This is a genomic window from Pseudomonas sp. TE6288 (genome assembly GCF_054062095.1).
On record NZ_JBSSEW010000010.1, the window covers coordinates 47,171 to 72,625 of the forward strand.

Here is a 25,455-nt window from a genome sequence, read left to right on the forward strand (position 1 = left end):
CAAAAATCGTGGGTAGGTCTGTGGATAAAACGCTACAGGCCAGTATTGGCAAGCACTCTGTTAGATTGAGCAGAAATTGAGCAGGCCTGTTCAGGGCTGTTCCCATAGGCGCGGACGGGCATCGCGCAGGGCCTGCAGCAGCTCGCGAGCCCGTGCCGGCAGGTCGCCGGCGGGGTACACGGCATGCATCTGCGGGTCGTGCCCGGTGCTGGATGTCAGGTGAAAATCGGGGCAGACCCGCACCAACCGTCCGGCTCGCACCTCCGGTTCCCCCAGCCAATCGGCCAGCCGCGCGATGCCGGCGCCCGCCAGGGTGGTTTGCAGTACTGCCACCCCTGAGCCCAGGCGCAGCCGCGGCCGTGGGCGCAGGCTGGAGATGCGCCCATCCTTGCTGAAATGCCAGGCCTTGAGGATGCGCGGTGCGGTATGCAGGATCAGCGCATGCCGTTCCAGGTCTTCCAGCCCTTGGGGCGTGCCGGCCTGCGCCAGGTACTCAGGACTGGCGTACAGGTGGCGGCGGTAACGCCATAGCGGGTAGCCGATCAGTTCGCTGGACTGTGGGAAGGCTCCGCGGATCACGAAGTCCAGCTTGCCTTGCAACGGATCCAGAGCCTGATCGTTGTACTGCACGTCGAGGGTGACATGAGGGTGGCGACGAGAGAACTCGGCCAGCACACCCGGCAATATCTGCTGGGCCAGAACCTCGGGCGCGGCCAGGCGGATCCAGCCCTTGGCGTTGCCGGTCAGCGCGGCCAACTCGTCGGCGGCATCCCGTTGCACATCCAGCAAGCGTTCGGCGTGAGGCAGCAGACGCTCGCCGGCCTCGGTCAATGACACGGCGCTGGCGCTGCGGTTGAACAGCTTGGCGCCGCTATTGTCCTCCAGCGCCTGCACCGCACGAGTTACTGCGCTGGGCGAGCGGCCCAGGGCACGGGCGGCGCTGACAAAGCTGCGCTTGTGCGCAACGCTGACGAACGCTTGTATTTCACGCAGCATGTCCAGGGCCATACAAGGGCTCCTTGTTGCAGTTTTCGCAATATGGCATTTCAACACAAGCACGGCGCTTTGATTAGTCTGGCAGCCTGTTTTGTGCCGCCTGGACCTTCGAGATGATGGATATTGCCCTGCTTTCGCTGTTTGCCTTCGCCGCTGGCCTGATCGACGCTGCCGTCGGTGGCGGCGGGCTGATCCAGATCCCCGCGCTGTTCAACGTGCTGCCCAACGCCCAGCCGGCGGCACTGCTGGGCAGCAACAAGCTGGCCTCGGTGTGCGGTACCACGTTCGCGGCGCGTTCGTTCATCCGCAAGGTCAAGCTGGACTGGGGGTTGATCGTGCCCGCGGCGCTGAGCGCCTTCGTGATGTCGTTCTTCGGCGCGGCCACCGTATCCCTGGTGCCGGCGAGCGTGATGCGGCCGATGGTGCTGGTGCTGATCGTGCTGATGGCCATCTACACCTTCTGCAAGAAGGATTTCGGCACTCTGCACAAACCCATGGCCATCGGCCGCAAGGAGCAGTGCCTGGCGGTGCTGATCGGTGGCGCCATCGGCTTCTATGACGGACTGTTTGGGCCGGGCACCGGCAGTTTCCTGATCTTCCTGTTCATCCGCTTCTTCGCCCTGGATTTCCTGCATGCCTCGGCCTCGGCGAAGCTGGTCAACATCGCCACCAACCTGGCCGCGCTGGTGTTCTTCATCCCGTCGGGCAATGTGCTGTGGGCCATCGCGCTGCCGATGGCGCTGTTCAATGTCCTTGGCGCGCTGACCGGCACCTGGCTGGCGGTGCGCAAGGGCGCCGGGTTCGTGCGGGGGTTGTTCCTGGTGCTGCTGTGCGTGCTGATCGCCAAGCTGAGCTGGGACCTGCTGGCCGGTTGACTCACACCACCTGGCGCTGCCCATCGGCTTGTTCGACACGGTTACGGCCCTGGGCCTTGGCCCGGTAGAGCGCCTGGTCGGCGCTGGCCAGCAGCACGTCGAGGCTGGGTGCCGGGGTGCCGGCGGCGCAACCGCTCACACCGATGCTCACGGTGATCCGCAGCGACTGCCCGGGCTGCGCGATGTGCTGGTCCTGCACCGCCCGGCGCAGGCGCTCGGCGGTGAACCTGGCCAGCTCCGGCGCCAGCCCCGGCACGACGATGACGAACTCCTCGCCGCCCAGGCGGGCGAACAGCTCGCCATCGTGCAACTGGTCCTGCAGGGTCATGGCGAACTGGCGCAGCACCTGGTCGCCGATTGCGTGGCCATGCTGGTCGTTGATGGTCTTGAAGTGATCGATGTCGAGCATCATCAAGGTCAGCGGCGCTTGCTGGCGGTTGTCGAGCAGGGCGTGGGCGCGGCGGATGAAGGCGCTGCGGCTGAGGGCCCCGGTCAGGTGGTCGATGGTCGCCTGGTGCGCCAGGCGCGCCATCAGGCTGCGGTTGGCGCTGCTGACGCAGGCCAGCACCAGCGGGCCGAGCACCAGCATGGCGATGCCCAGGCGCGCCGACATCAAGGTAGTGACCCCCGACTCGCTCTGCGGGATGTTGAAGTGCATGAGGTTCTGCGCCACGGCGACGATCAACGTGCTGCCCGCGGTGAGAGTCAGCAGCGACACGAGAAAGGGCGAATAGCTGAGCGCGCACCACAACAGCGCGGCAATCGGGAAAGCGATGGCGCCGGGCCCGCCGAAGATGATACTGACGCTCAGCGAGGCGAACAGCACCAGCAACGGCGCCAGGCGCACCGTCTGGCCGGTGCTGCCGGGGCGGGTCAGGGCCCTGGGCGATGGCGCGGTGAGCAGCACCGGCAGGACCAGCACGCTGGTGGAGAACTGTTCGCTGAACCAGGCCAGCCAGGTGGCGCGCAGCGATTGTTCGAACCACGGCGCGGCCATTACGCAGGCCAGGCTCGCGGCGACCACCGCACCGACGGCGCAGGCACCGAACAGGCACAGAGTGCCGTGCGGGGTGCGCAGGCGACGATGCACGCGCGGCAGCCGAGCCATCAGGTACCAGATGGTGGCGATGGCGCCGAGGTTGCACAGGTTGAACCACAAGGCCGGGCGCCAGGCGCTGCCGCAGGCCAGGTCGGCACCGACCATGGCCAGATAGACCAGGGCAAAGCCGCCGGGGCTGGCTTGGCGTGGGTTGCGCAGCAGCACGCCGGCGAGTACCGCGTTCACCGGCCAGAACAGCGACAGAGATTCGATCGGGCGGGCGAGGATGCCGCCCAGGGTCAGCGCCAGGGTCAAGCCGAACAGGATCAGCGGGGGCAGCAGGCGCGACGGGACTGGAGACACCATGAGCTCGACCGGCAAGCGAAGACAGAATCCAGGAAAACGGCTGTAGGCACCTGGGACGATGTCGTGTCAGTGTCTTTCAACTGGTCAATTGATGTCAATTCGCCGCAATCGGCCCTGATCGTGCCCACGACTACAGCTCGAACACCCACGGCACCATCAGCACGGTCACCAGCATCACCAGCAGGGTGAACGGCACGCCGACCTTGACGAAGTCGGCAAATCGGTACTGGCCGGGCCCCAGCACCAGGGTGTTGACCGGAGACGACACCGGCGTCATGAACGCCGCCGACGCCGCCAGGGCCACGGTCATGGCGAACGGGTAGGGCGACATGCCCAGCTGCTGCGCGGTGCTCACCGCCACCGGGGCCATCAGCACCGCGGTGGCGGTATTGGAGATGAACAGCCCGATCAGCGCCGTCACCGCGAACAGGCAGGCGAGGATCACGCTGGGCCCGGCGCCGCCGAGCGCACCGACCAGCGCACCGACGGCCAGGTCGATGCCGCCGGTCTTCTGCAGGGCCAGGGCAAAGGGCAGCATGCCGACGATCAGCACCAGGCTCTGCCAGTGGATGGCGCGGTAGGCGCTGTTCATGTCGATGCAGCGCCCGGCGCCCATCAGTAGGCAGCCGATCAGCGCGGCGATGACGTTGGGCACCAGGCCGCTGACCATCAGCCCGACCATCACCGCCAGGCTGATCAGCGCATAGGGCGCCCGGGCGCGCGCCGGCGCGACCTGGTCGATTTCCGCCGGCAGGCTCAGTACCAGGAAGTCGCGCGGCTTGCCCTGCAGCTGGCGCACCGCCTTCCACGGGCCGACCACCAGCAGGGTGTCGCCCAGGCGCAACTTTTCTTCCACCAGTTGCCCTTCGATGGCTTGCTGGTCACGGCGCAGGCCGACCACGTTGAGGTCGTAGCGGGTACGGAAGGTCAGTTCGAGGATGCTCTTGCCGATCAGTTGCGAGCCGGGCGGCAGCGAGACCTCCGCCATGCCCAGCTCCTGGGATTGGTCGATGAAGTAGGCGGCCTTGAAGTGCAGGGGCTCGAGCAGCATGGTCTGGCACAGGCTGCGCAGGTCGTCGCGGTTGGCGAACAGATCCAGCAACAGCACGTCGCCCTGCTGCAGCAAGGTGCCGGAGTCGGCGCTGATCACGCGGGTGGTGAACTTGTGCTGGCGCTCGATGCCGATCACGTTGGCGCCGTGGCGGGTGCGCAGCTCCAGCTCGCCGAGAGTGTGGCCGATCAGCGGCGAATGCGGGCGGATGCGCAGGCGTCGTTCGCGACCGTTGAGCTTGTAGTCCAGCACCAGGTCGAGCAGGGTGCGGCGGCTTTCGACCCGGCCGTCCTTGCGCACCTCGCCGTTGAGCCAGTGGCGGGTCAGCAGCATGTAGCCGATCCCGAGCACCAGCACCACCAGGCCGAAAGGGGTGAAGCTGAAAAAGCCGAAGCCGCTCTCGCCGTGGCGCACCAGCTCGCTGTGCACCACCACGTTCGGCGGTGTCGCCACCAGGCTCAGCATGCCACTGATCAGGCCGGCGAAGCTCAGCGGCATCATCAGCCGGCTGGGCGAAAGCTGCTGGCGCGCGGCAATGCTCAGCACCACCGGGATGAAGATCGCCACCACGCCGGTGGAACTCATCACCGAACCCAGGCCGGCCACGGCCACCATCAGCAGCACCAGCAGGCGCGCCTCGCTGTTGCCTGCGCGCTCGCTCATCCATTCGCCGATGCGGTAGGCGATGCCGGTGCGCACCAGCCCTTCGCCGATCACGAACAGCGCGGCGATCAACACCACGTTGGGGTCGCTGAAGCCGGCCATGGCCTGCTCCACGGTGAGGATGCCCGACAGCGGCAGGGCGACGATCACCAGCAGGGCGACCACGTCCATGCGCGGGCGGTTGAGGATGAACAGGACGACGACGACGGCCAGCAGGCCAAGGACCCAGAGCAGCTCATGGTTCATGGGGAGGGGGTGTTCCTTCACACAGGCACGAAAGGCAATGGCCCTAGTGTGGCAGCTTGACGCGACCGCGTCGTTGACGTGCTGCAGTGTTTTGCCGGGTGATGACCCGGCAAGGGGCAGGGGCGGGCCGCTCGGCGGCCCGCTGTAGCAGCCGCTAGCGACCGCGTCGCCGCGACACCCGCGCCTCGATGTTCTTGCGCCCGATCAACAGCGGCGGTTTCTCCACCACCGGCTCGTCGGCTAGCCACTTGTACATCACCAGGCAATCGACCAGGCCCAGCTCGCCATGACGGTAGGCCTTGGGCAGGCGGCCGACGGTCTCGAAGCCGAGCTTGTGCCACAGCGCCACGGCCACTTCGTTGGTCGCCACCACCGAATTGAACTGCAGGGCCAGGAAGCCTTCCTGGCGGGCGAGCTTCTGCGAATGCTCGCACATCAGCCTGGCCACGCCACGGCCACGGGCGTTTTCGCACACCATGTAGCCGCAGTTGCCCACGTGCGCTCCGGGCCCGGCGGCATTGGCCTTGAGGAAGTAGGAACCAAGCAGTTCGCCGTCCGCCTCGGCCACCAGGGTGCGCAACGGGTTCTCCAGCCACAGCGTGCGGGCCTGGTCACTGTTCAGGGCAGGGTCGAAGGCGTAGGTCTGGCGAGCCTGGACAATGGCCTGGAAGGTCGGCCAGAAGCGCTCGAAGTCTTCCGGGGTCATGGGGCGAATCTGGATCATGGCGGTTCCTGCACGGGCTGAGCCGCCAAGTCTGGGTGCCAGGGCGTCGTCGCGCAAGGGCGGCGACGCCTTGGTGTGTCAGGCGCCGGCCTTGCCCACCGCGTCCAGGGCTCGGGCCGAGTAGACCAGTGCCGCGCCGGCGTTCATCGCCACCGCCACGCCCAGGGCCTCGGCGATCTCCTCGCGGGTGGCGCCATGCTTGACCGCCTGCTGCGAATGCACGGCGATGCAGCCGTCGCAGCGGGTGGTGACGGCCACGGCCAGGGAGATCAGCTCGCGGGTCTTGGCGTCCAGGTGGTTGGTCTTGGCCCCGGCGCCACTGGCGGTCATGTAGCCGGCCACGGTATCGGGGGAGAGTTGCTTGAGATCGCCGATGCCGGCCATCAACTGCTTACGGTAGGCGTCCCAGTCCATCATGCTCATCGTCTTCACCTTGTCAGGTTGGCAACAGGAGCTTTCAGGCTAGTCGAAGACGGGATGTGCAGCGGGGAAAACACTCGCGGGGCAAGCCGCTCCCACTGTTGGCAGGAGCGGGGTTGCCCCGCGAGGATGACGACCGGATCAGATGTAGATGAACACCAGCACCAGCGCCGCGACCACCGCCCACTTCTCCAGGTAGTAGCGGGTACGGTTGCGCTTTTTCATGGCCTTGCCGCGCTCACGGATCTTGTAGATGCGCGTGAACAGGCGGTTGATGCCGCCGGTCTTGTCATTGGCGTCGTTGGGCGCGGCTGCGGCGGCCATCACGTTACGGCTGAACCAGCGGTTGAACGCGGCTGCCCAGCGGTACTTGAGCGGGCGCTCGACGTCGCAGAACAGGATGATGCGGTTGTGCTCGGTGGTGTTGGCGGCGTAGTGGATGTAGGTTTCGTCGAACACCACGCCCTCACCGTCGCGCCAGGAGTACTTCTCGCCGTCCACGTCGATGTAGCAGCCATCGTCGTTGGGCGTGTCCAGGCCCAGGTGGTAGCGGTAGGAGCCGGCGTACGGGTCACGGTGGCGTACCAGCTTGGCGCCCGGCGGCAGGGTGGCGAACATCGCCGCCTTGACTGTGCCGATGCCGGCCAGCAGTTCGGTGGTACGCGGGCACAGGGTCATCGCCGAGGGGTGGCTCTCGCCGTACCACTTCAGGTAGAAGCGCTTCCAGCCGGTCTTGAAGAACGAGTTGAAGCCGACATCGTCATAGTTGTCGGACTTCTTGATCTCGCCGGCCTGCAGCAATTGCTGGCCTTCCTTGCGGATCTCCTGCCAGTGGTCCTGCAGCACCTGCAGCTCAGGGAAGGCGCTGACCGGCAGGTAAGGCTTGGCCGGGTGCTTGGAGAACAGGTACAGGAAGGCGTTGACCGGGGCCAGGAAGCTGGAGTGGTCACCCAGCTGGCGGGTCAGCTTGTGACGAACCCGACCGCGCAGGTGAACATAGGCGATCGAGAGGACGAAGATCAGTACGAATGCAATTTTCATGGACGTTTACTTGTCGAAAAAATGGCCATGCGCCATGGCGTAAGCCCGCCAGCATAAACAATCGTGGCCAGGGTTTGTACTTATTGTTACGACAAAACGGCCCGACTTAGGTGGCATGGCCTACAGCTTGCGCAAACGATTCATCCGCATGAGTGGGTATTTCTGACGACCCGGCGTTTACAATCCGGTGGCCGTCCATCCAGCAAGGAACTCCCGATGATTCAGGACGCACGCCCTAATGGGGCCCCCTTCAAGCGGCTGTTCTTCGCCCTGTCGCTGGGCGACGAACAGCGCCGTGGCATCAGCCAGTGGCGGCGTGGTCTGGGCCTGCGCAGCGGCAAGCCAGTGCCAAGCGAGAACTTCCATGTCACCTTGCTGTTCCTGGGCGATGTCGATGCCGCCCAGGTGCCGGCGGTGTGCGCTGCGGTGGATACGCTGCGGCTTCCTGAGGCCAACCTGCGCCTGGTCCTCGACCAGTTGCAGGTGTGGCCGCGGGCTTCGGCGTTGGTGCTTGCGCCCGAGCAGGCGCCGCTGGCCCTGCGCCAGCTGGTGTACGGCTTGCAGCAGGCGCTGCTGCCCCTGGGTATCGAGCCGCAGGTGCGCGATTACCGGCCGCACTTGACCCTGTCCCGGGATTTTCCTGGCCCCTTGCCGGAGGCGGCCGAGGCGCCGGCGTTCCACCTCATCGCCCGCCACTTCACCTTGTACGAGTCACGCAAGGGCCGCTACTGGCCCTTGGCCGAGTGGTCCCTGGCGCAGTGAAAGTGACGGTCGATGCCCAGGCCGTCGAGGAAGTCCTGGTCGTGGGAAATCACCAGCAGCGCGTTGGGGTAGTCCACCAGCACTTCCAGCAGGTGGGTGCGCATGCGCAGGTCGAGGTTGTTGGTCGGCTCGTCGAGGATCAGTAGCTGCGGCGGCCGGGCGGCGATGCAGGCCAGGGACAGGCGCGCCTTCTCGCCGCCGGACAGCCCCGCCACCGGAGTCTGCACCGCATCGGCCTGGCGGAACAGGAAGTCCGCCAGGTGCGCGCGTAACTGTTCCTGCGGCCAATCCGGCACTAGTCGCGCCAGGGCTTCCTGCACATTGGCATCGGCGGGCAGGGTGTCGTAGTGCTGGTCGATGTAGCCGATCTGCTCGGGCGCCGGCAGCAGCCAGTCGCCACGGCGCCAGACCCGCGGGTCGCCGAGGATCGCCCGCGCCAGGGTGGACTTGCCGCTGCCGTTGTTGCCGGTCAGGGCCAGGCGTTCGCCGCCGTCCAGCTGCAGGTCGATGCCGCTGAGCACCGGCGCATCGGCGTAGCCGACGCTGCCGCCACGCACCTGGATCAGCACCCGCGACGACTGGCCCGTCGCCGGCAGGTGGAAGCGTGGCACGATCACCGGCTCCGGGCGCAGCTCGGCCAGTTGCTCGCCGAGCTCGCGCTGCTGCTGCAGGATCTGCGCCTGCTTGCGCCCGGCGGTGGTGTTGCCGCGGCCCAGCTTGGTCGGCGAGCGCACGGTCGCCCACTTGCTGTTCTGGATCGCCTTGACCCCGCGCTTGCGGGCGCCGGCGGCGCGGGCCTGTTCCTGCATCAGCGAGTCGTGGGCGTCGTCACGGGCACGGCGCACCTCGGCGATGCGCTTGTCGAGCACGCCGCGCTGCAGGTCGCGCTCGGCCATGTAGTCGGCGTAGCTGCCGTTGAACACATCCAGGCGCCCGTGGTGCAAGTGCCAGAGCGTGTCACAGGTCTGGTTCATCAGGGCCACGTCGTGGGTCACCAGCACCAGGGTGCCGTGGAAATGCTCGAGCATGCGCGCCAGCGAGCGGCGGTTGGCGGCATCCAGATGGTTGGTCGGCTCGTCCAGCAGCAGCAGGTCGGGGCCCAGGGCCAGGGCCTGGCTCAATGCCTGGTTGACACGCTGCCCGCCGCTGAGTGACGACTCGCCGTCCAGTACCTGGGCCACATGGCCGACACGCAAACCGCCGTGGCGCTCGAGGTGCCCCTCGCTGGGCGCCAGGCTGCCCTGCAGCAGGCGCAGCAGTGACGACTTGCCGCTGCCGTTGTCGCCGATGATGGCGATGCGCTGCCCCCATTCGATGCGCGCGTCGAGTTCGCTGAAACAGTGTTTGCGGCCATGGTGCAAACCCACGCCGAGCAGTTCGATCATTGCCATTGGATGGCGGCCCTCCTGGCCGGGCCGGTCAGCGTCGTGGCCAGGGCATCGAGCAGGATGCGCCGGATGGCCGCGGCCTGGGGCCGGATGAAGAAGTGGTCGCCGGCGAAACCGTGGTGGCTGCAGCCGGCGCTGGTCTCGTCGGCCCAGGCGACGAGGTCGGCGGGGGCAACATGGGGATCGTCGTGGCCGGCCAGCACGTGGATCGGCACCGGCAGCGCCGGGCGCTGCCGGTAATGGTAGTCGCCCACCAGGCGAAAGTCGGCGCGCAGGGTCGGCAGCACCAGGCCGAGCAGGTCCGGGTTGGCCAGCACGCCCGGGGGCGTGCCGTTGTAGCCGCGCAACTGCTCCAGCAACTGTATGTCGTCGAGCCGGTGCAGTGGCGGCTCGAGGCGGCATACCGAGGGCGCGGCGCAACCGGAGGCGAACAGCCGCAGCGGCAGGGCCAGGCCTTGCTCGCGCAGGGCCTGGCTCAGCTCGAAGGCCAGCAGCGCGCCGAGGCTGTGGCCGAAGAAGGCGAAGGGCAGCCCGTCGTCGCTGGCGCGCAGCATTTGCAGCAGTTCGGCGACCAGGCGTGGCAGGTCGTCGCGCGGCGTCTCGGCCATGCGCGAGCCGCGTCCTGGCAGCTGTACCGCGCACAGTTCCAGGTGCGGGCCCAGGTGCGGGTGCCAGTGCAGGTAGTCGGCGGCGCTGCCGCCGGCGTGGCTGAAGCAGAACAGGCGCAGGCGTGGCGCGCTGACGGTACGGCGTATGAACCAGGTATCGCGAGGGGGCATCGGCTCATCCTTGGCGAGGCGGCAGGGGCTGATCCTGGCGCAGCAGCGCCAGGGGCAGGTTGATCGACGGCAATGCTGGCTGGAAACGGTGGCGCGTGGTCTTGTAGGGCAGCACCTGGCCGGCGGCGATGGTGCCGTACAGGCGAGCCAGGTCGAAGGCCTGGCCATCGGCCCAGGCGCTCACGCTGACCCGGCCGTCGGCGTAGTCCAGCAGCACGCAGGGGATCTGCCGCAGGCCCAGCAGGCGCGCGGCGAACAGGCGATGATTGCCGTCCATCACCAGGCCGCTGCCGCGCTCGACCGGCAGTGCGGTACGCCACTGCTGTTGGCTGAGAATGTCACGCGCCAGCGCCCGCGCATGGCCTTCGTCGATTGCCTCGCTGGCGCGCAGGGTATCGATGGCGGTCAGTTCGATGTCATAGCGGTGGGGCATGGTTCACCTCGCCAGGCGCAGGTCCAGCAGGGTCATGCCGTTGTCCAGCCGGCAGGCTTCGGCAAGGGCCAACCCGGCCTCGGCGGCGAGGGCCAGGTAGTGCGCCTGGCTGCGCTCGCGGCCCGCGCCGATCAGCAGGTTGTGCAGGTCGAGCCAGCGCGCCAAGTCGAAGCCGGGGTCGGGCGCAAGCATCAGTTCCACCAGCAGCAGGCGGCTGTCCGCGCCCATGGCGGTGGCGCAGCGGCCGAGCAGGGCGCCGGCGTGGGCGTCGTCCAGGCGGTGCAACTGGTGGGTCAGCAGGTAGGCGTCGGCAGCGCTCGGCAGTGCCTGCGCGGCATCCTCGATACGCACAAGGCAGGCGCAGCCGGCGAGGTCGAAGGCCGCCTGGATCGCCTGGTCCTGGGCCTGGGCGTCGGCCGCCAGGTAGTCGGCATGCAACCCCGGGCGGCCGGCGCAGTGCTGCAGATAGCGGTAGTAGGGCAGGCCGTGGCGCTGCTCGAATACCGGCCAGCCGAGGCGCACGGCCTGGTACAGGTCGCCCCAGCTGGCGTAGTGCTCGGCACCGTAGAGGCTGGCCGCCAGGTATTGCGATTGCGGATGGTCGCGGCGCAGCAGTGGCGAGGCGCCGGCATGCACGAACCCGTCCTCGTGCTCGGCGAACAGGCCGATACCGCACAGCGCCCGCAGCAGGCGCTGCAAACCGTCGACCGGGCAGCCGCAGGCGCGGGCGAGTGGCTCGATGGCTACCGGTTGTTGGCCGATGTGCTCGGCCACGCCCAGGCGCGCGGCCACATGAATGGCCTGGGATATCTGGAAACCGAAGATCCACAGGCGCAACTGGCGGGCATCGGACATGGTCGCGGGCTCCTTATTCTGGGACAGGTTGGCGTGAGTGGGCGCCGACCAAGGGCGCGGTGCGCTGGTGGAAGCGGCCGAGCATCAGCACCGCGCCCAGGCCGAAGGCCACCAACAGGCCGCCGTTGATGCCCCACAGGCCCAGGCCACCGGGGAACGCCAGCAGGTAGCACAGCGGCATGCCGAGCACCCACAGCAACCCCATGTTCAGCCACATCGGGCCCCAGATATCGGGCAGCCCGCGCAGCGCCGCGAGCATCAGGTTGCGTAGCGCGTCGAGGGCCTGGCTGAAGGCGACCACTGCCAGCATGCCGGTGGCCAGCGTTGCCAGGGCCGGGTAGTCGGCCCGCGCCGGATCGAGGTAGGCGTTGATGATCTGCCCTGGCAGCAGCAGGTAGACCAAGGCGAGCGCGGCCATCACCGTGCCGACCAGCAGCGACGCGGCCAGGCCGATGCGGCGCACCGCCTGGCCGTCGCCACGGCCCATGGCCCGGCTGATCAGCAACGTGCAGGCCTGGCCGGCGCCCATCGGGATCATCAGCGCCACGGTGGCGCACTGGATGACGATCTGCTGCACGCTCAGCGCGCCGACGCCCAGCCAGCCGACCATGATGTTGACCAGGCTGAAGGCCAGCAGCTCGCTGGCGAACTGCACGGTGATCGGCACCCCCAGGACGAAGAATGCCTTGAGCCGATCCGGCGCCCACAGCCGCTCACGGGTGAACAGCCGGTAGCGGCGCATGGCCGGAGCCAGGGCCAGGTAGCCCAGGGTCAGCGCCAGGATCACCCAGTTCAGCGCCGACACCGCGTGCGCCCAGCCGGCCATGCCCAGCGCGGGCAAGCCCCAGGCGCCTTGCAGCAAACCGTGGCCGAGCAGCAGCACGCCGCCCAGGTTGATGGCGCTGAACAGCATCACCAGGCGCCCCTTGCCGGCTGGGAAGAACAGCTGGTGGCAGCAGGCGGTACACATGAAGGGCAGCATGCCCCAGGCCATGCCGCGCCAGTAACCGGCGGTCAGCGCCTGCAGGGCCTGGGGTTCGCCGAGCAGCGGCATCAGCGTCGGCAGGGCCAGCAGCGCGAGGGCGGCAAGGATGCCGATGGCCACGCTCATGAACAAGCCCTGGCGCAGGTCGATGCCCACCCCCTCGGCATCGCCCTGGCCCAGGCGCCGGGCAATGCAGATACCGGTGGCCAGCAGTGGCGACAGGGCGATGACCTGGATGCTGGTGCACAGCACCGTGACCAGGGCACCGGCGGCCAGCTCGTCGGGCCCCAGGCGGGCGATCAGCAGCATGCCGATGACGTTCACGGCGATGTGCAGCACGCGCACGCCGAGGATCGGCGTGGCCAGCTTGATGATTTCGCGGCACCAGGTGCCGAGTGTGGTTTCAGTCATGGAGGGTCCGTGGTACAGGTGAGCCGCAGCGATGAAGGCTAGAGCGCCGGGAGCGGTGGCGACAGGTGCAATTCCTCATGGTTGCGCGGTATCGCCGGGAACATGCACGCGAACCAGGGTGAGGCCGTGACGTTCGTGCACACTGACTTCGTGGCCGAGGATCGCGCACAGGCGCAGGACGATGGCCAGGCCCAGGCCAACCCCTTCTGGCGGGCAAGGGCCGTCCGCCGCCTGGTAATAAGGGCTGAAGATCCGCTGGCGGTCCTGCTTGGCGATACCCGGGCCATCGTCCCACACCTCCAGCGCCACGCCGCGGCCGGTGCGCCTGGCCGCCACCAGGACTCGGCCCCGGGCGAACTTGCAGGCATTGGCCAGCAGGTTCTCCATCACCCGCGCCAGGCGATGATGGTCGCTGTGCAGGCTCAGGGCGCTGGCGCGCACGCGCAGGTCCAGGCCACGTTGCAGGGCGACATCCTCGAAGCCCAGCTCCAGCTCCTGCAGCAGCGACTGCGCCTGCAGCACCTGGCAGCAGGGTGGCGCCGTGTCGCCGCGCAGGCGCGCCAGGTCGAGGAAGTCGCGCACGTAGGCCTGCAGATTGAGTACCACGTACAGGGTCTTGCCCAGCAGCACGCGGCCTTCGTGCGCATCGCACTGCTGCACGGTGTGCAGCAGCAGCTGCATGGCGTGCAGGCGCTGGCGGAAGTCGTGGGAGGCTTCCTGGAAGAACCGGCAGTCGCGGTCGACCTGGCAGGCCAGCTCGCGGCGCTGACGCGACAGCTCCTGGTTGTGGCCGCGCAACTGGGCAAGGTTGCGTTCGATCTCGGCAAACAGCTCCTGGGCGCGACTGCGCAAAGCCATCAGCACCGCCACGCAGGCCAGCAGAAGCGCCAGCAAGGCCTGGCGGCCCAAGCTCTGGTAAGGCGCCAGCACCGGCGCCAGGGCGCTGCCGAGCACCAGGGTCATGTCGCTGTCGGGCACCCGGCGGAAGGTCAGCAGGTAGCTGTCGCCGTGGGTGTCCTCGCTGATGCTGCTGGCCACCGGCACATGCTGGCTGCGGCCGAACGCCGGGCTATCCGCCAACGCCTGGGTGGCCGCTGACGGCTTGCGTGCGGCGGCGTAGGCGACGTGCCCTTCGGCGTCAAGCAGGTACAGCTGGCGATGGGCGCGCAGGGACGGTGCCAGGTGGGTGTCGAGGTAGTGGGCGAGCGCGTCGCCGTCGAGGTGCTGCGGCAGGCCCGCGACCATTTCACAGGCAAGGATCTGCTGGGCCCCGCGCAGGTTTTCCAGCAATCCGGCCTTGAAACGCTGCAAGACGGCACCGCCCAACAGTGCGAAAAGCAGCGAAAGGCCCAGCGTCACCGCCAGGGCGGCGCGCCAGGAGCGGCTGCGGGCCCTGGCCAGTGGCAGGGCAAGCGCCTCAGTGCCAAGCGGTTGGTGTGTCGTAGTCATGCAGATACCCAAGGTCCATTGCACGGGACACCGCGTGGGTGCGGTTGGTCACACCCAGCACACGCATCAGGCCGGTGACATGGTTGTTCACCGTGCCCAGGCTCAGGCCCAGCTCGGCGGCGACCTCCTTGGAGGCCAGGCCGCGGTGCAGCAACTGCAGGATCTCCTGCTGCCGGCGGGTCAGGCGCACGGCGTTGGCGGGGGCGCGGTCATCGCTGATCGGAAAGGTTTTGCGGCCTTGCAGGATTTGCTGCATGGCCGTGGTGAAGTCCTCCAGGTTGGCGGCCTTGACCACATAGCCGAGCAGCCCCATGGCCTGAGCCTGCGCGCTCCAGTCCTGATTGTGGGTGGCCGTCACCACCGCACAGCGTTGTGCCACGCCCAGGCGATGGAAAGTTCTCACCAAGGAGAGCCCGCAGGCATGCGGCACATTGATATCAAGTAATATCCGATGCCAGTCATGTTGATCTTTGAAAGTTTCGATGGCGCTGGGGGCACTGTCGCAAATGAATACATTCAGTGAGCTGTCCATCTTCAACAAGAGTGTTCGGGTGGCATCGGCCACCAAGGGATGATCTTCGACGAGCAATATTCTTTTTACAGTCTGAAAGTGCATCGTTTCAATCCTCGTCACCGGCGCGGGGTGAACCAAAGGCGATGGCGGCCTGCGCTGCCTGAACCTGCGCATACATTGATATGCCTGGGCGCGTGGGCAGGTTCAGCGGGCGGGCGACTCGTGACGCGACGAGGGCATGGCCGCGGTGCTGACGGAGGGGGAGTTGCACGATGAATCAATTTGCTTGCGGATCATGAGGGGTCTTCCTTGATATTGTAATTCCATACCCTGGAACCGGGCCAGGCACTCATACTCTAGTCCGGATATGCGACGCTGGCACGGGGAAAGTATAGGGGTATTATGACCGTGGTTCATCGGCGAAGTTTGCAGGACAGGTAAATTTCTGAAGTTTCCTGTAAAGCGCAAAGTTATTAAACAGCTAGTTTGGCTAACCTTCGCCCCGGCAAGGCCGGGGCGAAGAGGCTGATTCACGCCACCCAGCTGCCATTGACAAAACCGCGGTAGTCGGCCGGCACGAACCACAGGAACAGAATGCCCAGCCGGCCTTGTTCGAGCTTGTCGCGCCAGTGGGGCATCTGCGGGTCGATGAGGTGACCGTCGCCGGGCAGCAGGCGTGCCTGGTGAACCTGGCGCGGGGTTTCCACGCAGATCGGCCAAGCCAGCTGGCGGTCATGCTCCGGCCGGGCTTCGATGGGCAGCGACATCACCCAGGCGAATGCCTGCACATCGTCCTGGTGGCGGGGCAGGGTGGCACCATCCTGGTAGATGGTCAGCGCGTTGTGGCCTGGCTTGACGGGCTCGGGCAGGACCTGGTTGAGCAAGGCGCAGACCATGCCGTGCAGGTAGAAGGTGAACGCGTCGCGGTGGCACCAGAAGCGTTGCTCGGTCTTGCCGTTGACCCGGTCCAGCAGCAGGAAGCGCCCCTCCATCATGAAGCGCAGGTAGCGGCGGGCAATCGCCAGCTCCAGGGGCGGCAGCACCTGTTCGAAGGTCACGCAGCCATCCTCTGCCATGCGTGCGCTCAAGGTCTGCAGGTGCCTTCGCCAGGCTTCGCGGCGCGTGGCCAGGCTGGCCGGCTCGTGCAGGATGCCGGCTTGCAGGAACAGCGCGCGGGTGGCCGGGTCGAGCGTTGCCGGCGTCAAGCGGCCCTCGCGCAGCGCGGCCAGGGCCTGCTGCTGTTGCGCGGTCAGCCAGCGCATGGCGACGATGCCCTTGACCGGGTCCTCGAGCCACAGGGTCGGCGCGCAGGACTGCGCCCAGTCGGGGTCGACCACCTGGCGGCGCAGGGCCTCAGGTACCTGCTCGAAGCGCTCGTAGAGGCCTGGTACCAGCGCCAGGCCAGGGCCGTCGAGGCCGCCGGTGTGCAGCGTCGGGCGATAGTAGGCCGGCAGTTCGTCGAACAGCGCCGGGTCGAGCTGGCAGCGCTCGGCAAGGAAACGCTCGCGCCGCGGCAGGCGCTCGACCGCGGTGACCAGGCCGTGCTTGTCCAGCCGCCGCCTTACCCGGCCTGGCAACGCGCGGTAGCCGGGCTCGTCCAGGCCGTTGGCGGCGATGCGCAAGGCGTGTTCGGCATAGCCCGGCGACCAGGCGGGCAGGATCACCCGCTCTTCGAGGAATTGCCCGGGGCGCTGGGTGTAGAACGCCATGAACACCAGCGAGGTGACATGATAGTCGCGCCCGCGAAACGGCACGCGGCGCAGGCGCCCGCTGTCGAGCACGCGCCACAGGCGCCGGGCCTGGCCACGCCAGCCGAGGCGGTCGATCGGGGCGAGGAAACCGTAGTCGATCAGTTGTTCGAACAGGTGCTCCGGATAGTCTCGCACCGCGTCGCCGTCGACCTGGCCGCGGGCCAGGCGCACCAGCAACTCGCACATGCGCGGCTGCTCGAGCACGGCGAACGACACGTAGCGCGAGCGGGTGGCGTGGGTGCTGTAGTTGCGAAACCCGACGATGACCTTGCACAGGTCGTTGACCGCCCACCGCGGGTGGATCTCAATGGCTTGCATGGTGGTTCCTCCTTTTCAGGCCGGCCGCTTCAGCCAGCAGACGCGCGCCTCCCAGCGCATGACGAATCAGGTGTACCCGCCACTTCCAACGGCGGTGCCGACGCACGCCGTCGCACAAGTGGCCTTCAGCGCCATCGAGCAGGTCGCCGATCAGCGCGTCGTGCACCCAGCGCACCAGCAGGTGCCACATCAGCCAGTGGTACGGACTTAGGCGCAGGCAGGTGAAATGGCTCAGGCAGGTGCGTCCGTCCTCCAAGGCCTGGATGCGAAAGCCATGCACGCCCCGGTAGCCTTGCGGGGTGATAAAGCGGAACAGCGCCTCCTGGCCCGGCACGTAGCGTTCCAGACGATAGCGGGTCGCGCCGTGGCCGCCGATGCAGCCTTCGCCCATGGGCCCCTCGCAGCGGTCTCGCGGCCAAGTGGCGTGCGGCCACAAGGGGGAGTCTGCGGCGTCGAAGCCGGCCAGCAGCGCGCCGACCGCCGCCGGGTCGCTGCGCAGCGGGCGCTGGTGCAGGCTGACCACATTGGCTCGCTCAAGTCGTGCCAGGGCCTTGAACTCGGCGGGCGTCATCGCGCCGCACCGTCGCGCAGCAGGCGCTCGGCCTGGCGCCGCACTTCGCTTTCACCCACCAGTTGCGTGGCTTGCTCCAGCACTTGTCGCCAGCCTTGGCCGCCGCCGCCCTGGTCCAGGCGCCGGGGCAGCTGCTCCAGCCACTGCAAGGCCAGGCAGCGAAGCTCGCGGGCGATGATGGCGAAGGCAATGAAGCCGCCCTGGACCCGGTCGGCGCGTCGGGCGTCGGTGGCCACCGCGCGAATCGAGGTGCGCTGGGCCTCCTTGCGCACCTGCAGGCGCACCGGGCGGCGAACCGCATGCCCGGCGACCGTCACCTCGTAGTCGCCGTCGGCGACATGGCCGCCACCGCTGTGCGCCGCGCCGGGCAGCCAGTACACGGCAACCTGGCGTGGGTTGAAGAAGGCGATCTCGCGGCCGCGGTACTGGGCGAAATCGGCGCAGCTGAACTGGGTCAGCAGGAAACCGCGCTGGCTCGGGTGCGGGGTGACCGTGGGCAGGGCGCCAGGGTCGCAGCGGTACATGCGTTCGAACAGCAGGTACAACGGGTCGGCACGCCAGCTCAGCCAGCGGTAGCGCACCTGGCGCAGGTGGTGTCGGGTCATTTCGAACATGTCGGCTCCTGGTCCTTCAGCAACTGTTCCAGATGGCGGATGGTGGGTTGGCGGTAGAACGCCTGCAGGCGCACTTTGTGGCCATGAACCTGCTCGACCGCGGCGAGCATCTCGATGACTTTCAACGACTGGCCGCCGAGCGCGAAGAAGTCATGGTCGATACCGAAGCCGTCGCTGCCCAGCAGGCGCTGCCACAGCGCCTGCAACCGCTGCTGCAACGGGGTGCTCGCCTGGCTCGCCGGGGCGTCGTGAGGCACTGCCTGGCTGTGCAGGCGGCGCAGGTCGGGCTTGCCGTTCTCGGTCAGGGGCATCTGGCCGATGATCAGCAGTTCATCGGGCAGCATGTAGGCGGGCAGGCACTCGGCCAGGTACTGGCGCAGCGCCGCCGGGTCGCATGGCGGGGCGGGCGGGGTCGGTTCGCGCAGGCCGCTGTGGCCGACCCAGATCGAGGGGTCGTGGTAGTAGGCGCGGTCATTGGCCAGGTCAACCTGCACCGGCTGCAACGCCTCGTCGACCTGGTACGGGCCGGCATGCTCGAAGCGCGCGCCGGTCCATTCCCGCCACTGCGCCAGGCTGCCCTCGATACGCTGCGACTCCAGCGCCACCCCCAGTTCCCGGGCACCCAGGCGCAGGTGCACGCGCAGCCAGAAGTCCAGGGGTTCGCCCTGCTCGTCGCGGCTGTCCGCCCATTGCTGCACGGGCATGCCCACGGGCATCCCCACCGGGCGTACCGGGCCAAGGAAGTGCTCCAGCCCATGGCGTCTGGCCAGGGCCCGGAAACCTTTGGCCAGGGTGCTGGCCAGGCCCTGGCCCTGGCAATGTTCGGCGACGATGCCGGCCAGCCCGACCACGGTGTTCGGCGTGATGCCCGCGTGGTGCTGTTGCAGTGCCAACTGCAGGGCTGCGTCCCAACCGGCGGGCACGGTCTGTGGTTGGCCGTCCCAGTACAGCGGCACGCCGTTGGCCACGCAGGCAACCTGGTCGGCGGCGTCGACCAGGCAGAACTGGTAGTGAGGGAACAGGCTGTACAACGATTGCCAATGCCGCGTCAGCACCTGGCTGCCAGCGAAGTAGCGCGGCCAGGTGCCCTGGTGGATGAGGTTCATGTGTACCCGCAGTTCCGGACGCTGGGCCACGCTGAACTGGCGCAGTACCTGGCCGCGGGCTTCGATGCGCGCCACCTGGCGCTCGCGCAGCTCGACGAAGGCGCGCAGCCGGCCGCCGTCGTCTTCCTGCCAGGTGACGGCGGCGCGGGCTACATCCGGGTGGCTGGCCAGCGCCGACTCGATATCGCCCAGCTCGACGCGGTTGCCGCGCACCTTGACCTGGTGGTCGAGGCGGCCGATGTAGTGCACCTGGCCCTCGGCGTCGAAGCGCGCCAGGTCGCCGGTGCGGTACAGCCGCAGTGGCGCCTCGCCCGGCAGCAAGGCCTTGCTGAAGAAGGCCTGGCGGGTCTGCTCCGGCGCCTGCCAGTAGCCTGGGCTGAGGCTTGCGGAGGCCAGGCACAACTGGCCGGGAACGCCGATCGGCAGGGGCTGGTCGTGGCGGTCGAGAATGAACGCCTGCACATGCGGCAGTGGCCGGCCGATGGGCACCCGTTCGCCGACGCAGGGCTGCGCGCAATCGTGCCACAAGGCATCGACCGTGGCCTCTGTGGGGCCGTAGTGGTTGGCCAGGCGGCAGTCGAACGTGGCCAGGGCGCGCTCGGCCAGCGACCGGTGCAGGGCCGCCGCGCCACAGATGATCAGGCGCAGGGCCGGCAGGCGGCGCCCCCCGCGCCGCGCGGCCTCGACCAGCGCTTCGAGCATGGCCGGCACGGTCTGCAGCACGGCGATACGTTGCGCCTCCAATACCTGCAGCAGGTGCTCGGCGGTGCGCGCCAGCCCCGGCGGCCAGGGCACCACCTCGGCGCCCGCGCACAGCGGCCAGAGCATGTCCAGCAGCGATGCGTCGAAGGTTGTCGCGGTCCAGAACAGCATGCGTTCGCCGGGTTGCAGCGCATGCCTGGCTTGGGTCGCCTCGATCAGCGCCAGCAACCCGGCATGGTGCACGGGGATGCCCTTGGGCTGGCCGGTGGTGCCGGAGGTGAACAGCAGGTACGCCAGTTGCCCGGCGCTGGCTTGGCTGGCCAGGCGGGGCTGGCCCGCAGGCTGTTGCGCAAGGCGCTCGATGAACAGGGTCGGTACGCCCAGGGCGTGGGCCTGTTCGTCCTGGGCCTCGCGGCTGACCAGGATGGCCAGCCCGGCCTGGTCGGCCACCGCGCGCAGGCGGGTCAGTGGCCAGTCCGGGTGCAGCGGCACGTACAGCGCTCCGAGCCTGAGCACCGCCAGCAGGGCAATGACCGCTTCGGCACCGCCATCGAGCAGCACGCCTACCGCCTGGCCGGCGCCAACGCCGCTGGCGACCAGCGCGCGCGCCAGGCGGTCGACCTCGCCGGCCACGGCCGCCTGGTCAAGGCTGCCGTGGACGCTGGCCAGGGCCGCGGCGGTGGGTGCCTGGCGGCAGCGGGCCTCGATCAGCTCGAGCACGGTGCCGGGCACAGGGGTGCCGGCCCGCGTCGGCGGGTTGAAGCCCCGCAGCACCTGCCGCGCGGCCTCGGCGGACAGCAACGGGTAGCTCGCCAAGGGTTGGTGCGGGTCGTCGATCGTCGCCTGGAACAAGGTCTGCAAGCTGTCGAGCAAACGCTCGATGGTGTCGGCGTCGAACAGGTCGCTGTTGTAGGTGCAGAAGAACTTCACGTCGCTGCCCACCGGATCAAGGCCGATGGCCAGGTCGAAGCGGGCGCCGTGGTTCTCGGCGGCGAACACCTCCTTCGGATAGAGCTGGCCCTGGCCGAGGTCGACACTGACGAAATCCGACTTGTCGTTCTGCACCCCGGCCATCACCGAGAACAGCTTGGGTCGTGACAGGTCCTTGTGGTGGTCGAGGGCCTCGATCACGTTGACGCAGGGGTAGCGGTAGTGCTCGAACGCTTCCATCACCGTGCCGCCGACCTGCTCCAGCAAGGTGGCGAAGGTCATGTCGGGGGCGATCCGGGTGCGGATCGGCATGGGCACGGCATAGCAGCCCAGGCTGTCCTGGTCCTGGGGCGAGCGCCCGGCGATCGGGCAACCGAGCACCAGGTCGTCCTGGCCGCAGACCCGGTGCAGGTACAGGTTCAGCACGCTGAGCAGGAACATGAACGGGGTGCTGTTGCGGCTGGCGCAGAAACGCCCCAGATCGCGCGCCAGGCCGCGCGGCAGCCAGGTCTTGACAGTGTTGCCGTTGTAGGTCTGGACCACCGGCCGCGGCCTGTCTGTGGGCAGTTCCAGTGGTGCTGGCAGGTCGGCGAACTGGCGCAGCCAGTACTGCCGATGCACCTCCAGCTCGCCGCTGTGCAGCGCGTCGTTGCAGCGTCTGGCGTAGTCGAGGAAGCTGCCGCGAAGTGGCGGCAGCTGTGCCTGCCGGCCCTGGCAGGCGGCGCCGTAGAGCGTGGCGAACTCACGGATCAGGTTCAGTGTGCTGGTTTCGTCCCAGATGATGTGGTGCACGGTGAAGATCAGCTGGAACTCATCGCCCGGGTACGCCACCAGGTGCAGGCGGTAGAGCACCTCGCTGGCGAAGTCGAACGGGGCCAGGGCGTATGCCCGGGCCAGTTGCTGCTGTTCGGCCAGCACCTGTTCCGGGGCCAGGGTGGTGCGTTCGATGAACAGCTGTGCCGGGTCGAGTACCTGCGGCTCGCCCAGGAACTGGCAGGGTCGGCCATCGGCGTAGCCCAGGCGCAGGCGGAATACGTCGTGACGGTCGAGCAACTGCTGCCAGGCGGCGAGAAACGCTGCGCGGTCGACCCGGTCGAGGAAAAAGTGGTTGAAGCTGACGTTGTAGACCGCGCTTTCCGGCGCCAGCTGGTAGGCGAACCACTCGGGGATCTGGCTCGGGGCCAGGGCTTGCGGGGTCATGCGGTTTCCTCCAGCGCCTGGGCGCAGTAGTCATGCAGTTCGGCGATGCTTGGGTGGTTGAACAGGTGGCGCACCTCCAGCCCCTGGCCGAGTACTTCGCGGCAGCGGCTGGTCAGCTCGACAGCCAGCAGCGAATGGCCGCCGAGCAGGAAGAAGCTGTCATCGATACCGACCCGCTCGAGGCCAAGCATCTCGGCCCAGATTGCCGCCAGGCGCGCCTCGCGCTGATCGCGCGGGGCGCGGTAGGGCACCTCGCCGGACGGGGCGAAGCTGGCCAGCGGTGGCAGCGCGGCGCGGTCGATCTTGCCGTTGGGCAGCAGGGCGAAGGCATCCAGCAGGCAGATCGCGGCAGGCACCATGTAGTCGGGCAGGTGCTGCCGGCAGAAGGCACGCAGACTCTGGGCCGAAGGCGCCGGGCGCTGTGGGGCGATCACGTAGGCGACCAGTTGCTGCTGGGCGTTGCTGTCGCTGGCGCCCATGACCAGGCTCTGCTCGACCGCTGGATGGCGGCGCAGCACCGCCTCCACCTCGCCGGCCTCGATGCGGCAGCCGCGGATCTTCAGCTGGAAGTCGCAACGGCCGAGCATGTGCAGCTGGCCGGTGGCGTCCCAGCGGCCAAGGTCGCCGGTCTTGTACAGGCGCCCGCCTGGCTGGCTGTCGAACGGGTCGTCGATGAAGCGCTCGGCGCTGCGCCCTGGGTCGCCGAAGTAGCCCTGGCCGACGCACAGCCCACCGATGTGGATCTCGCCGGTGACCCCGGCCGGTACCCGCCGCAGGTTGGCGTCGAGCACGTACAGGCGGGCGTTGCCGATGGGGCGGCCGATCGGCTGGTACGGCTGGGTGGCGGCAGGCGCGGCGTACAGGCACAGGTGGGTGACGTCGTCGGAGCACTCGCTGGGGCCGTAGGCGTTCATCAGCGCGGTGCCCGGGCACTGCTCGAACCAGCGCCGCGCCAGGGCGGTGGCCAGCGGCTCGCCGTTGCTGATCATCCAGCGCAGTCGGGGCAGTGCGCGGGGGTGGCGCTGGTGTTCATCGAGCAGCAGCTCCAGGTGCGAAGGCACCGTCTCGACCACGCTGACCTGGCAGTGCTCCAGCTGGTCCCACAGCGCCTGCGGCTCCCACGCCTGCAGGCCGGTGAGCACGCGGGTGCGCGCCCCGGACAGGAGCGCGACGAGAAACTGCCACACTGCCACGTCGAAGGTCTGCACGGCGATCTGTGCCACGCAGTCGTCGCCGCGCAACTGCAGGTCGTGGGCCTTGGCCAACAGGTGATTGACCATGCCCAGGTGGCTGACCATGGCTGCCTTGGGCTCCCCGGTGGAACCGGAGGTGAAGATCATGTAGGCGGTGTCGCCCAGCTCGCTGGCCGGTGCGTGGGGCCACTTGGCGGGGTAGCGCTCGAGGCTGGTCGGCTCCAGGCACAGGGTCGGGCAGGGCGCCTGCAGGTGTTCCAGCGCCGGCGCACAGGCCGGGTCGCAGAGGATCAGCGCCGGTGCGCTGCGTTGCAGCATGCGCCCGTTGCGTTCGGCGCCCTGGTCCGGGTCGAAGGGCACGAACGGCGTCCCCAGCTTGAACAGCGCGAGCATGGCCGCCAGGTAGTGGCAGCCGCGGGACATGAACAGCGCCACTCGCTCGCCCCTGGCCACGCCTTGCTGGCGCACGGCGTGGGCGATGCGGTTGGCCAAACGGTCCAGCTCCAGGTAACTCAGGCTCAGGTCGTGGTGCTCGATGGCGATGGCCTCGGGCTGGACGGCCACCCAGTCGGCCAGCCAGGTGAGCAGGTGACGGTCGGGCAAGGGGTCATGGCCGGCACTGCCCCAGCGGCGCAGGCAGGTCTTTTCGTCGTCGTCGAGCATCTCCAGATCGGCCAGGCGCGCCTTTGGGGTGGCGATGGCCGAGACGAGCAGGGTACGCAGGTGACCGATCATGCGCTGGGCGAAGGCATCGTCGAACAGCGCCGCGTTGTACTCGATCTGGCCGGTGATCGCGCCGGGGCTGTCTTCCAGCGCCAGGGTCAGGTCGAACTTGGTGAAACCACTGGCGCGCGGCAACGGCTCGACGCTGGCGCTGCCGAGGGCAAAGCGCCGGGCCAGGGCCTGCTGCAGCACGAACTCGACCTGGAACAGCGGCGCGTGGCTGTTGCTGCGTGGCGGTTGCACGGCCTCCACCACACGGTCGAACGGCACGTCCTGGTGGGCATAGGCGGCCAGCGCCTGCTGCTTGACCTGCTGCAAGAAGGCGTCGAAGGCCAGTTCGGCGCGTGGCTGGTTGCGCATCACCAGGGTGTTGACGAAGAACCCCACCAGCGCCTCGGTCTCCTGTGGGAAGCGGTTGGCCACCGGCGAGCCGACGAGGATGTCCTCGCTGGCGCTGTAGCGTGACAGCAGGATGTTGAACACTGCCAGCAACAGCATGTAGGGCGTCACCCCCTGGGCCCGGGCGAACTGGCGCAGTTGCGTGCTCAGCTCGGCAGGCAGCGCCAGGCGCAGGGTCTTGCCGGTGTAGCACTGCTGCGCCGGGCGCGGATGGTCCAGAGGCAGGGCCAGCAGCGCCGGGGCGTCGGCCAGCCGCTCGCGCCAGAACGCCAGCTGGCGCTCGACCCGGCTGCCGTCCAGCCACTCGCGCTGCCAGTGGGCGTAGTCGGCGTACTGCACCGCCAGCGCCGGCAGCGATGCCGGCAGGCCCTGGCTCAGGGCCTCGTAGGCCTGGCCGATCTCGCGCAGCATCACCCCAACCGACCAGCCGTCGCAGGCGATGTGGTGCACGGTCAGCGACAGCAGGTGATGGCGGCTGTCCAGGCGCAACAGGTGGGTGCGCAGCAGCGGCGCCCGGTCCAGCTCGATCGGCGCATCGGCCTCGCCGCGCAGCCAGTCCAGGGCCTGCTGCTCATCGGCCATCTCGAGGATCGGCAGTTCCAGGCGCGGCAGCGGTTCGCAGCGTGCCTGCTGCTGACCGTCGCGGTCCTCGATCAGCGTGCGCAGCACGGCGTGACGCTGCACGTGCAGCTCGATCGCCTGGCGCAGCGCCTCGACGTCGATGGCGCCGCGCACGCGCAAGGCGCAGGGCATGTTGTACAGGCCGCCGACCTGCTCCAGGCGCTGGTGCAGCCAGAGCCGTTGCTGGGCGGCCGACAGGCACGGCGGCGCTGCGCTGGCCTGCAGCCCGCCCTGGCCGCGTCGGCGCCGTTGCGCCAGGCTTTGCGCTGGCTGGGCGTGGTGGTGTGGATCCTGCTCTGATGGGTTCATCGTCACATCCCTTTGCTGGTG

At 68.3% G+C, this 25,455-nt stretch carries 20 protein-coding genes; 2 read left to right on the forward strand and 18 right to left on the reverse strand.

Going from position 1 to position 25,455, the window contains the following annotated elements; all coding sequences use genetic code 11:
* Window positions 1-90: 90 nt before the first annotated feature.
* Window positions 91-1,008, reverse strand: a complete 918-nt coding sequence (locus tag ACVWY1_RS12075; protein WP_102682578.1) for a LysR family transcriptional regulator — start codon at window positions 1,006-1,008, stop codon at window positions 91-93.
* Window positions 1,009-1,109: 101 nt separating this feature from the next.
* Between ACVWY1_RS12075 and ACVWY1_RS12080 the strand changes: the two genes are divergently transcribed.
* A complete protein-coding gene (locus ACVWY1_RS12080; RefSeq protein WP_277503450.1) occupies window positions 1,110-1,871 on the forward strand; it encodes a sulfite exporter TauE/SafE family protein in 762 nt (253 codons plus the stop codon).
* A 1-nt stretch (window position 1,872) separates the two neighbouring features.
* On the opposite strand, the gene ACVWY1_RS12085 is transcribed toward ACVWY1_RS12080, so the two are convergent.
* The 5 genes from ACVWY1_RS12085 to lpxO form a co-directional block, all read right to left on the reverse strand.
* Window positions 1,873-3,291, reverse strand: a complete 1,419-nt coding sequence (locus ACVWY1_RS12085) for a diguanylate cyclase (protein WP_457378314.1) — start codon at window positions 3,289-3,291, stop codon at window positions 1,873-1,875.
* Window positions 3,292-3,406: 115 nt separating this feature from the next.
* Window positions 3,407-5,236 carry an SLC13 family permease gene (locus ACVWY1_RS12090; RefSeq protein WP_457378315.1) on the reverse strand — a complete coding sequence of 610 codons (1,830 nt, stop codon included), beginning with the start codon at window positions 5,234-5,236 and terminating at the stop codon, window positions 3,407-3,409.
* Between the two features lie 154 nt (window positions 5,237-5,390).
* Entirely contained in the window at window positions 5,391-5,960 is a 570-nt protein-coding gene (locus ACVWY1_RS12095) for a GNAT family N-acetyltransferase (protein WP_102682574.1), read from the reverse strand.
* 78 nt (window positions 5,961-6,038) lie between these two features.
* Window positions 6,039-6,383, reverse strand: a complete 345-nt coding sequence (locus tag ACVWY1_RS12100; RefSeq protein ID WP_046856072.1) for a carboxymuconolactone decarboxylase family protein — start codon at window positions 6,381-6,383, stop codon at window positions 6,039-6,041.
* A gap of 138 nt (window positions 6,384-6,521) precedes the next feature.
* A complete protein-coding gene (lpxO, locus tag ACVWY1_RS12105; protein ID WP_110698277.1) occupies window positions 6,522-7,421 on the reverse strand; it encodes a lipid A hydroxylase LpxO in 900 nt (299 codons plus the stop codon).
* Between the two features lie 216 nt (window positions 7,422-7,637).
* On the opposite strand from lpxO, the gene thpR reads away from it, so the two are divergent.
* Complete coding sequence (gene thpR / locus ACVWY1_RS12110) at window positions 7,638-8,183, forward strand: RNA 2',3'-cyclic phosphodiesterase (protein WP_277503455.1); 546 nt, start codon at window positions 7,638-7,640, stop codon at window positions 8,181-8,183.
* Here the strand turns inward: thpR and ACVWY1_RS12115 are convergent.
* The 12 genes from ACVWY1_RS12115 to ACVWY1_RS12170 form a co-directional block, all read right to left on the reverse strand.
* Window positions 8,147-9,574, reverse strand: a complete 1,428-nt coding sequence (locus ACVWY1_RS12115; protein WP_457378316.1) for an ABC-F family ATP-binding cassette domain-containing protein — start codon at window positions 9,572-9,574, stop codon at window positions 8,147-8,149. The two genes, thpR and ACVWY1_RS12115, sit on opposite strands and share 37 nt — an antisense overlap.
* The gene (locus ACVWY1_RS12120) at window positions 9,565-10,350 is read right to left on the reverse strand and encodes a thioesterase II family protein (protein ID WP_139671606.1); all 786 of its coding nucleotides are present in this window, start codon (window positions 10,348-10,350) and stop codon (window positions 9,565-9,567) included. The genes ACVWY1_RS12115 and ACVWY1_RS12120 overlap by 10 nt, the downstream gene beginning before the upstream one ends.
* Before the next feature lie 4 nt (window positions 10,351-10,354).
* Window positions 10,355-10,783 carry a ParB N-terminal domain-containing protein gene (locus ACVWY1_RS12125; RefSeq protein ID WP_139671603.1) on the reverse strand — a complete coding sequence of 143 codons (429 nt, stop codon included), beginning with the start codon at window positions 10,781-10,783 and terminating at the stop codon, window positions 10,355-10,357.
* 3 nt (window positions 10,784-10,786) lie between these two features.
* Window positions 10,787-11,638, reverse strand: a complete 852-nt coding sequence (locus ACVWY1_RS12130) for a methyltransferase (protein WP_139671600.1) — start codon at window positions 11,636-11,638, stop codon at window positions 10,787-10,789.
* Between the two features lie 13 nt (window positions 11,639-11,651).
* On the reverse strand, window positions 11,652-13,034 hold the full coding sequence (locus tag ACVWY1_RS12135) for an MATE family efflux transporter (protein WP_139671597.1): 1,383 nt from the start codon (window positions 13,032-13,034) through the stop codon (window positions 11,652-11,654).
* A gap of 75 nt (window positions 13,035-13,109) precedes the next feature.
* Entirely contained in the window at window positions 13,110-14,483 is a 1,374-nt protein-coding gene (locus tag ACVWY1_RS12140) for an ATP-binding protein (RefSeq protein ID WP_457378317.1), read from the reverse strand.
* Window positions 14,452-15,171, reverse strand: coding sequence for a response regulator transcription factor (locus ACVWY1_RS12145; protein WP_457378318.1), 720 nt, complete (start codon window positions 15,169-15,171; stop codon window positions 14,452-14,454). Before ACVWY1_RS12145 ends, ACVWY1_RS12140 begins: the two co-directional genes overlap by 32 nt.
* Window positions 15,172-15,527: 356 nt before the next feature.
* Entirely contained in the window at window positions 15,528-17,066 is a 1,539-nt protein-coding gene (locus ACVWY1_RS12150; protein ID WP_277503458.1) for a hypothetical protein, read from the reverse strand.
* Window positions 17,053-17,637 carry an SRPBCC family protein gene (locus ACVWY1_RS12155; RefSeq protein ID WP_139671584.1) on the reverse strand — a complete coding sequence of 195 codons (585 nt, stop codon included), beginning with the start codon at window positions 17,635-17,637 and terminating at the stop codon, window positions 17,053-17,055. Before ACVWY1_RS12155 ends, ACVWY1_RS12150 begins: the two co-directional genes overlap by 14 nt.
* Window positions 17,634-18,251, reverse strand: coding sequence for a hypothetical protein (locus ACVWY1_RS12160; RefSeq protein ID WP_457378319.1), 618 nt, complete (start codon window positions 18,249-18,251; stop codon window positions 17,634-17,636). The genes ACVWY1_RS12155 and ACVWY1_RS12160 overlap by 4 nt, the downstream gene beginning before the upstream one ends.
* Window positions 18,239-22,189: an amino acid adenylation domain-containing protein gene (locus ACVWY1_RS12165; RefSeq protein WP_457378320.1), complete on the reverse strand. Its 3,951-nt coding sequence runs from the start codon at window positions 22,187-22,189 to the stop codon at window positions 18,239-18,241. The genes ACVWY1_RS12160 and ACVWY1_RS12165 overlap by 13 nt, the downstream gene beginning before the upstream one ends.
* Entirely contained in the window at window positions 22,186-25,434 is a 3,249-nt protein-coding gene (locus ACVWY1_RS12170) for a non-ribosomal peptide synthetase (protein WP_457378321.1), read from the reverse strand. The genes ACVWY1_RS12165 and ACVWY1_RS12170 overlap by 4 nt, the downstream gene beginning before the upstream one ends.
* Window positions 25,435-25,455: the final 21 nt, after the last annotated feature.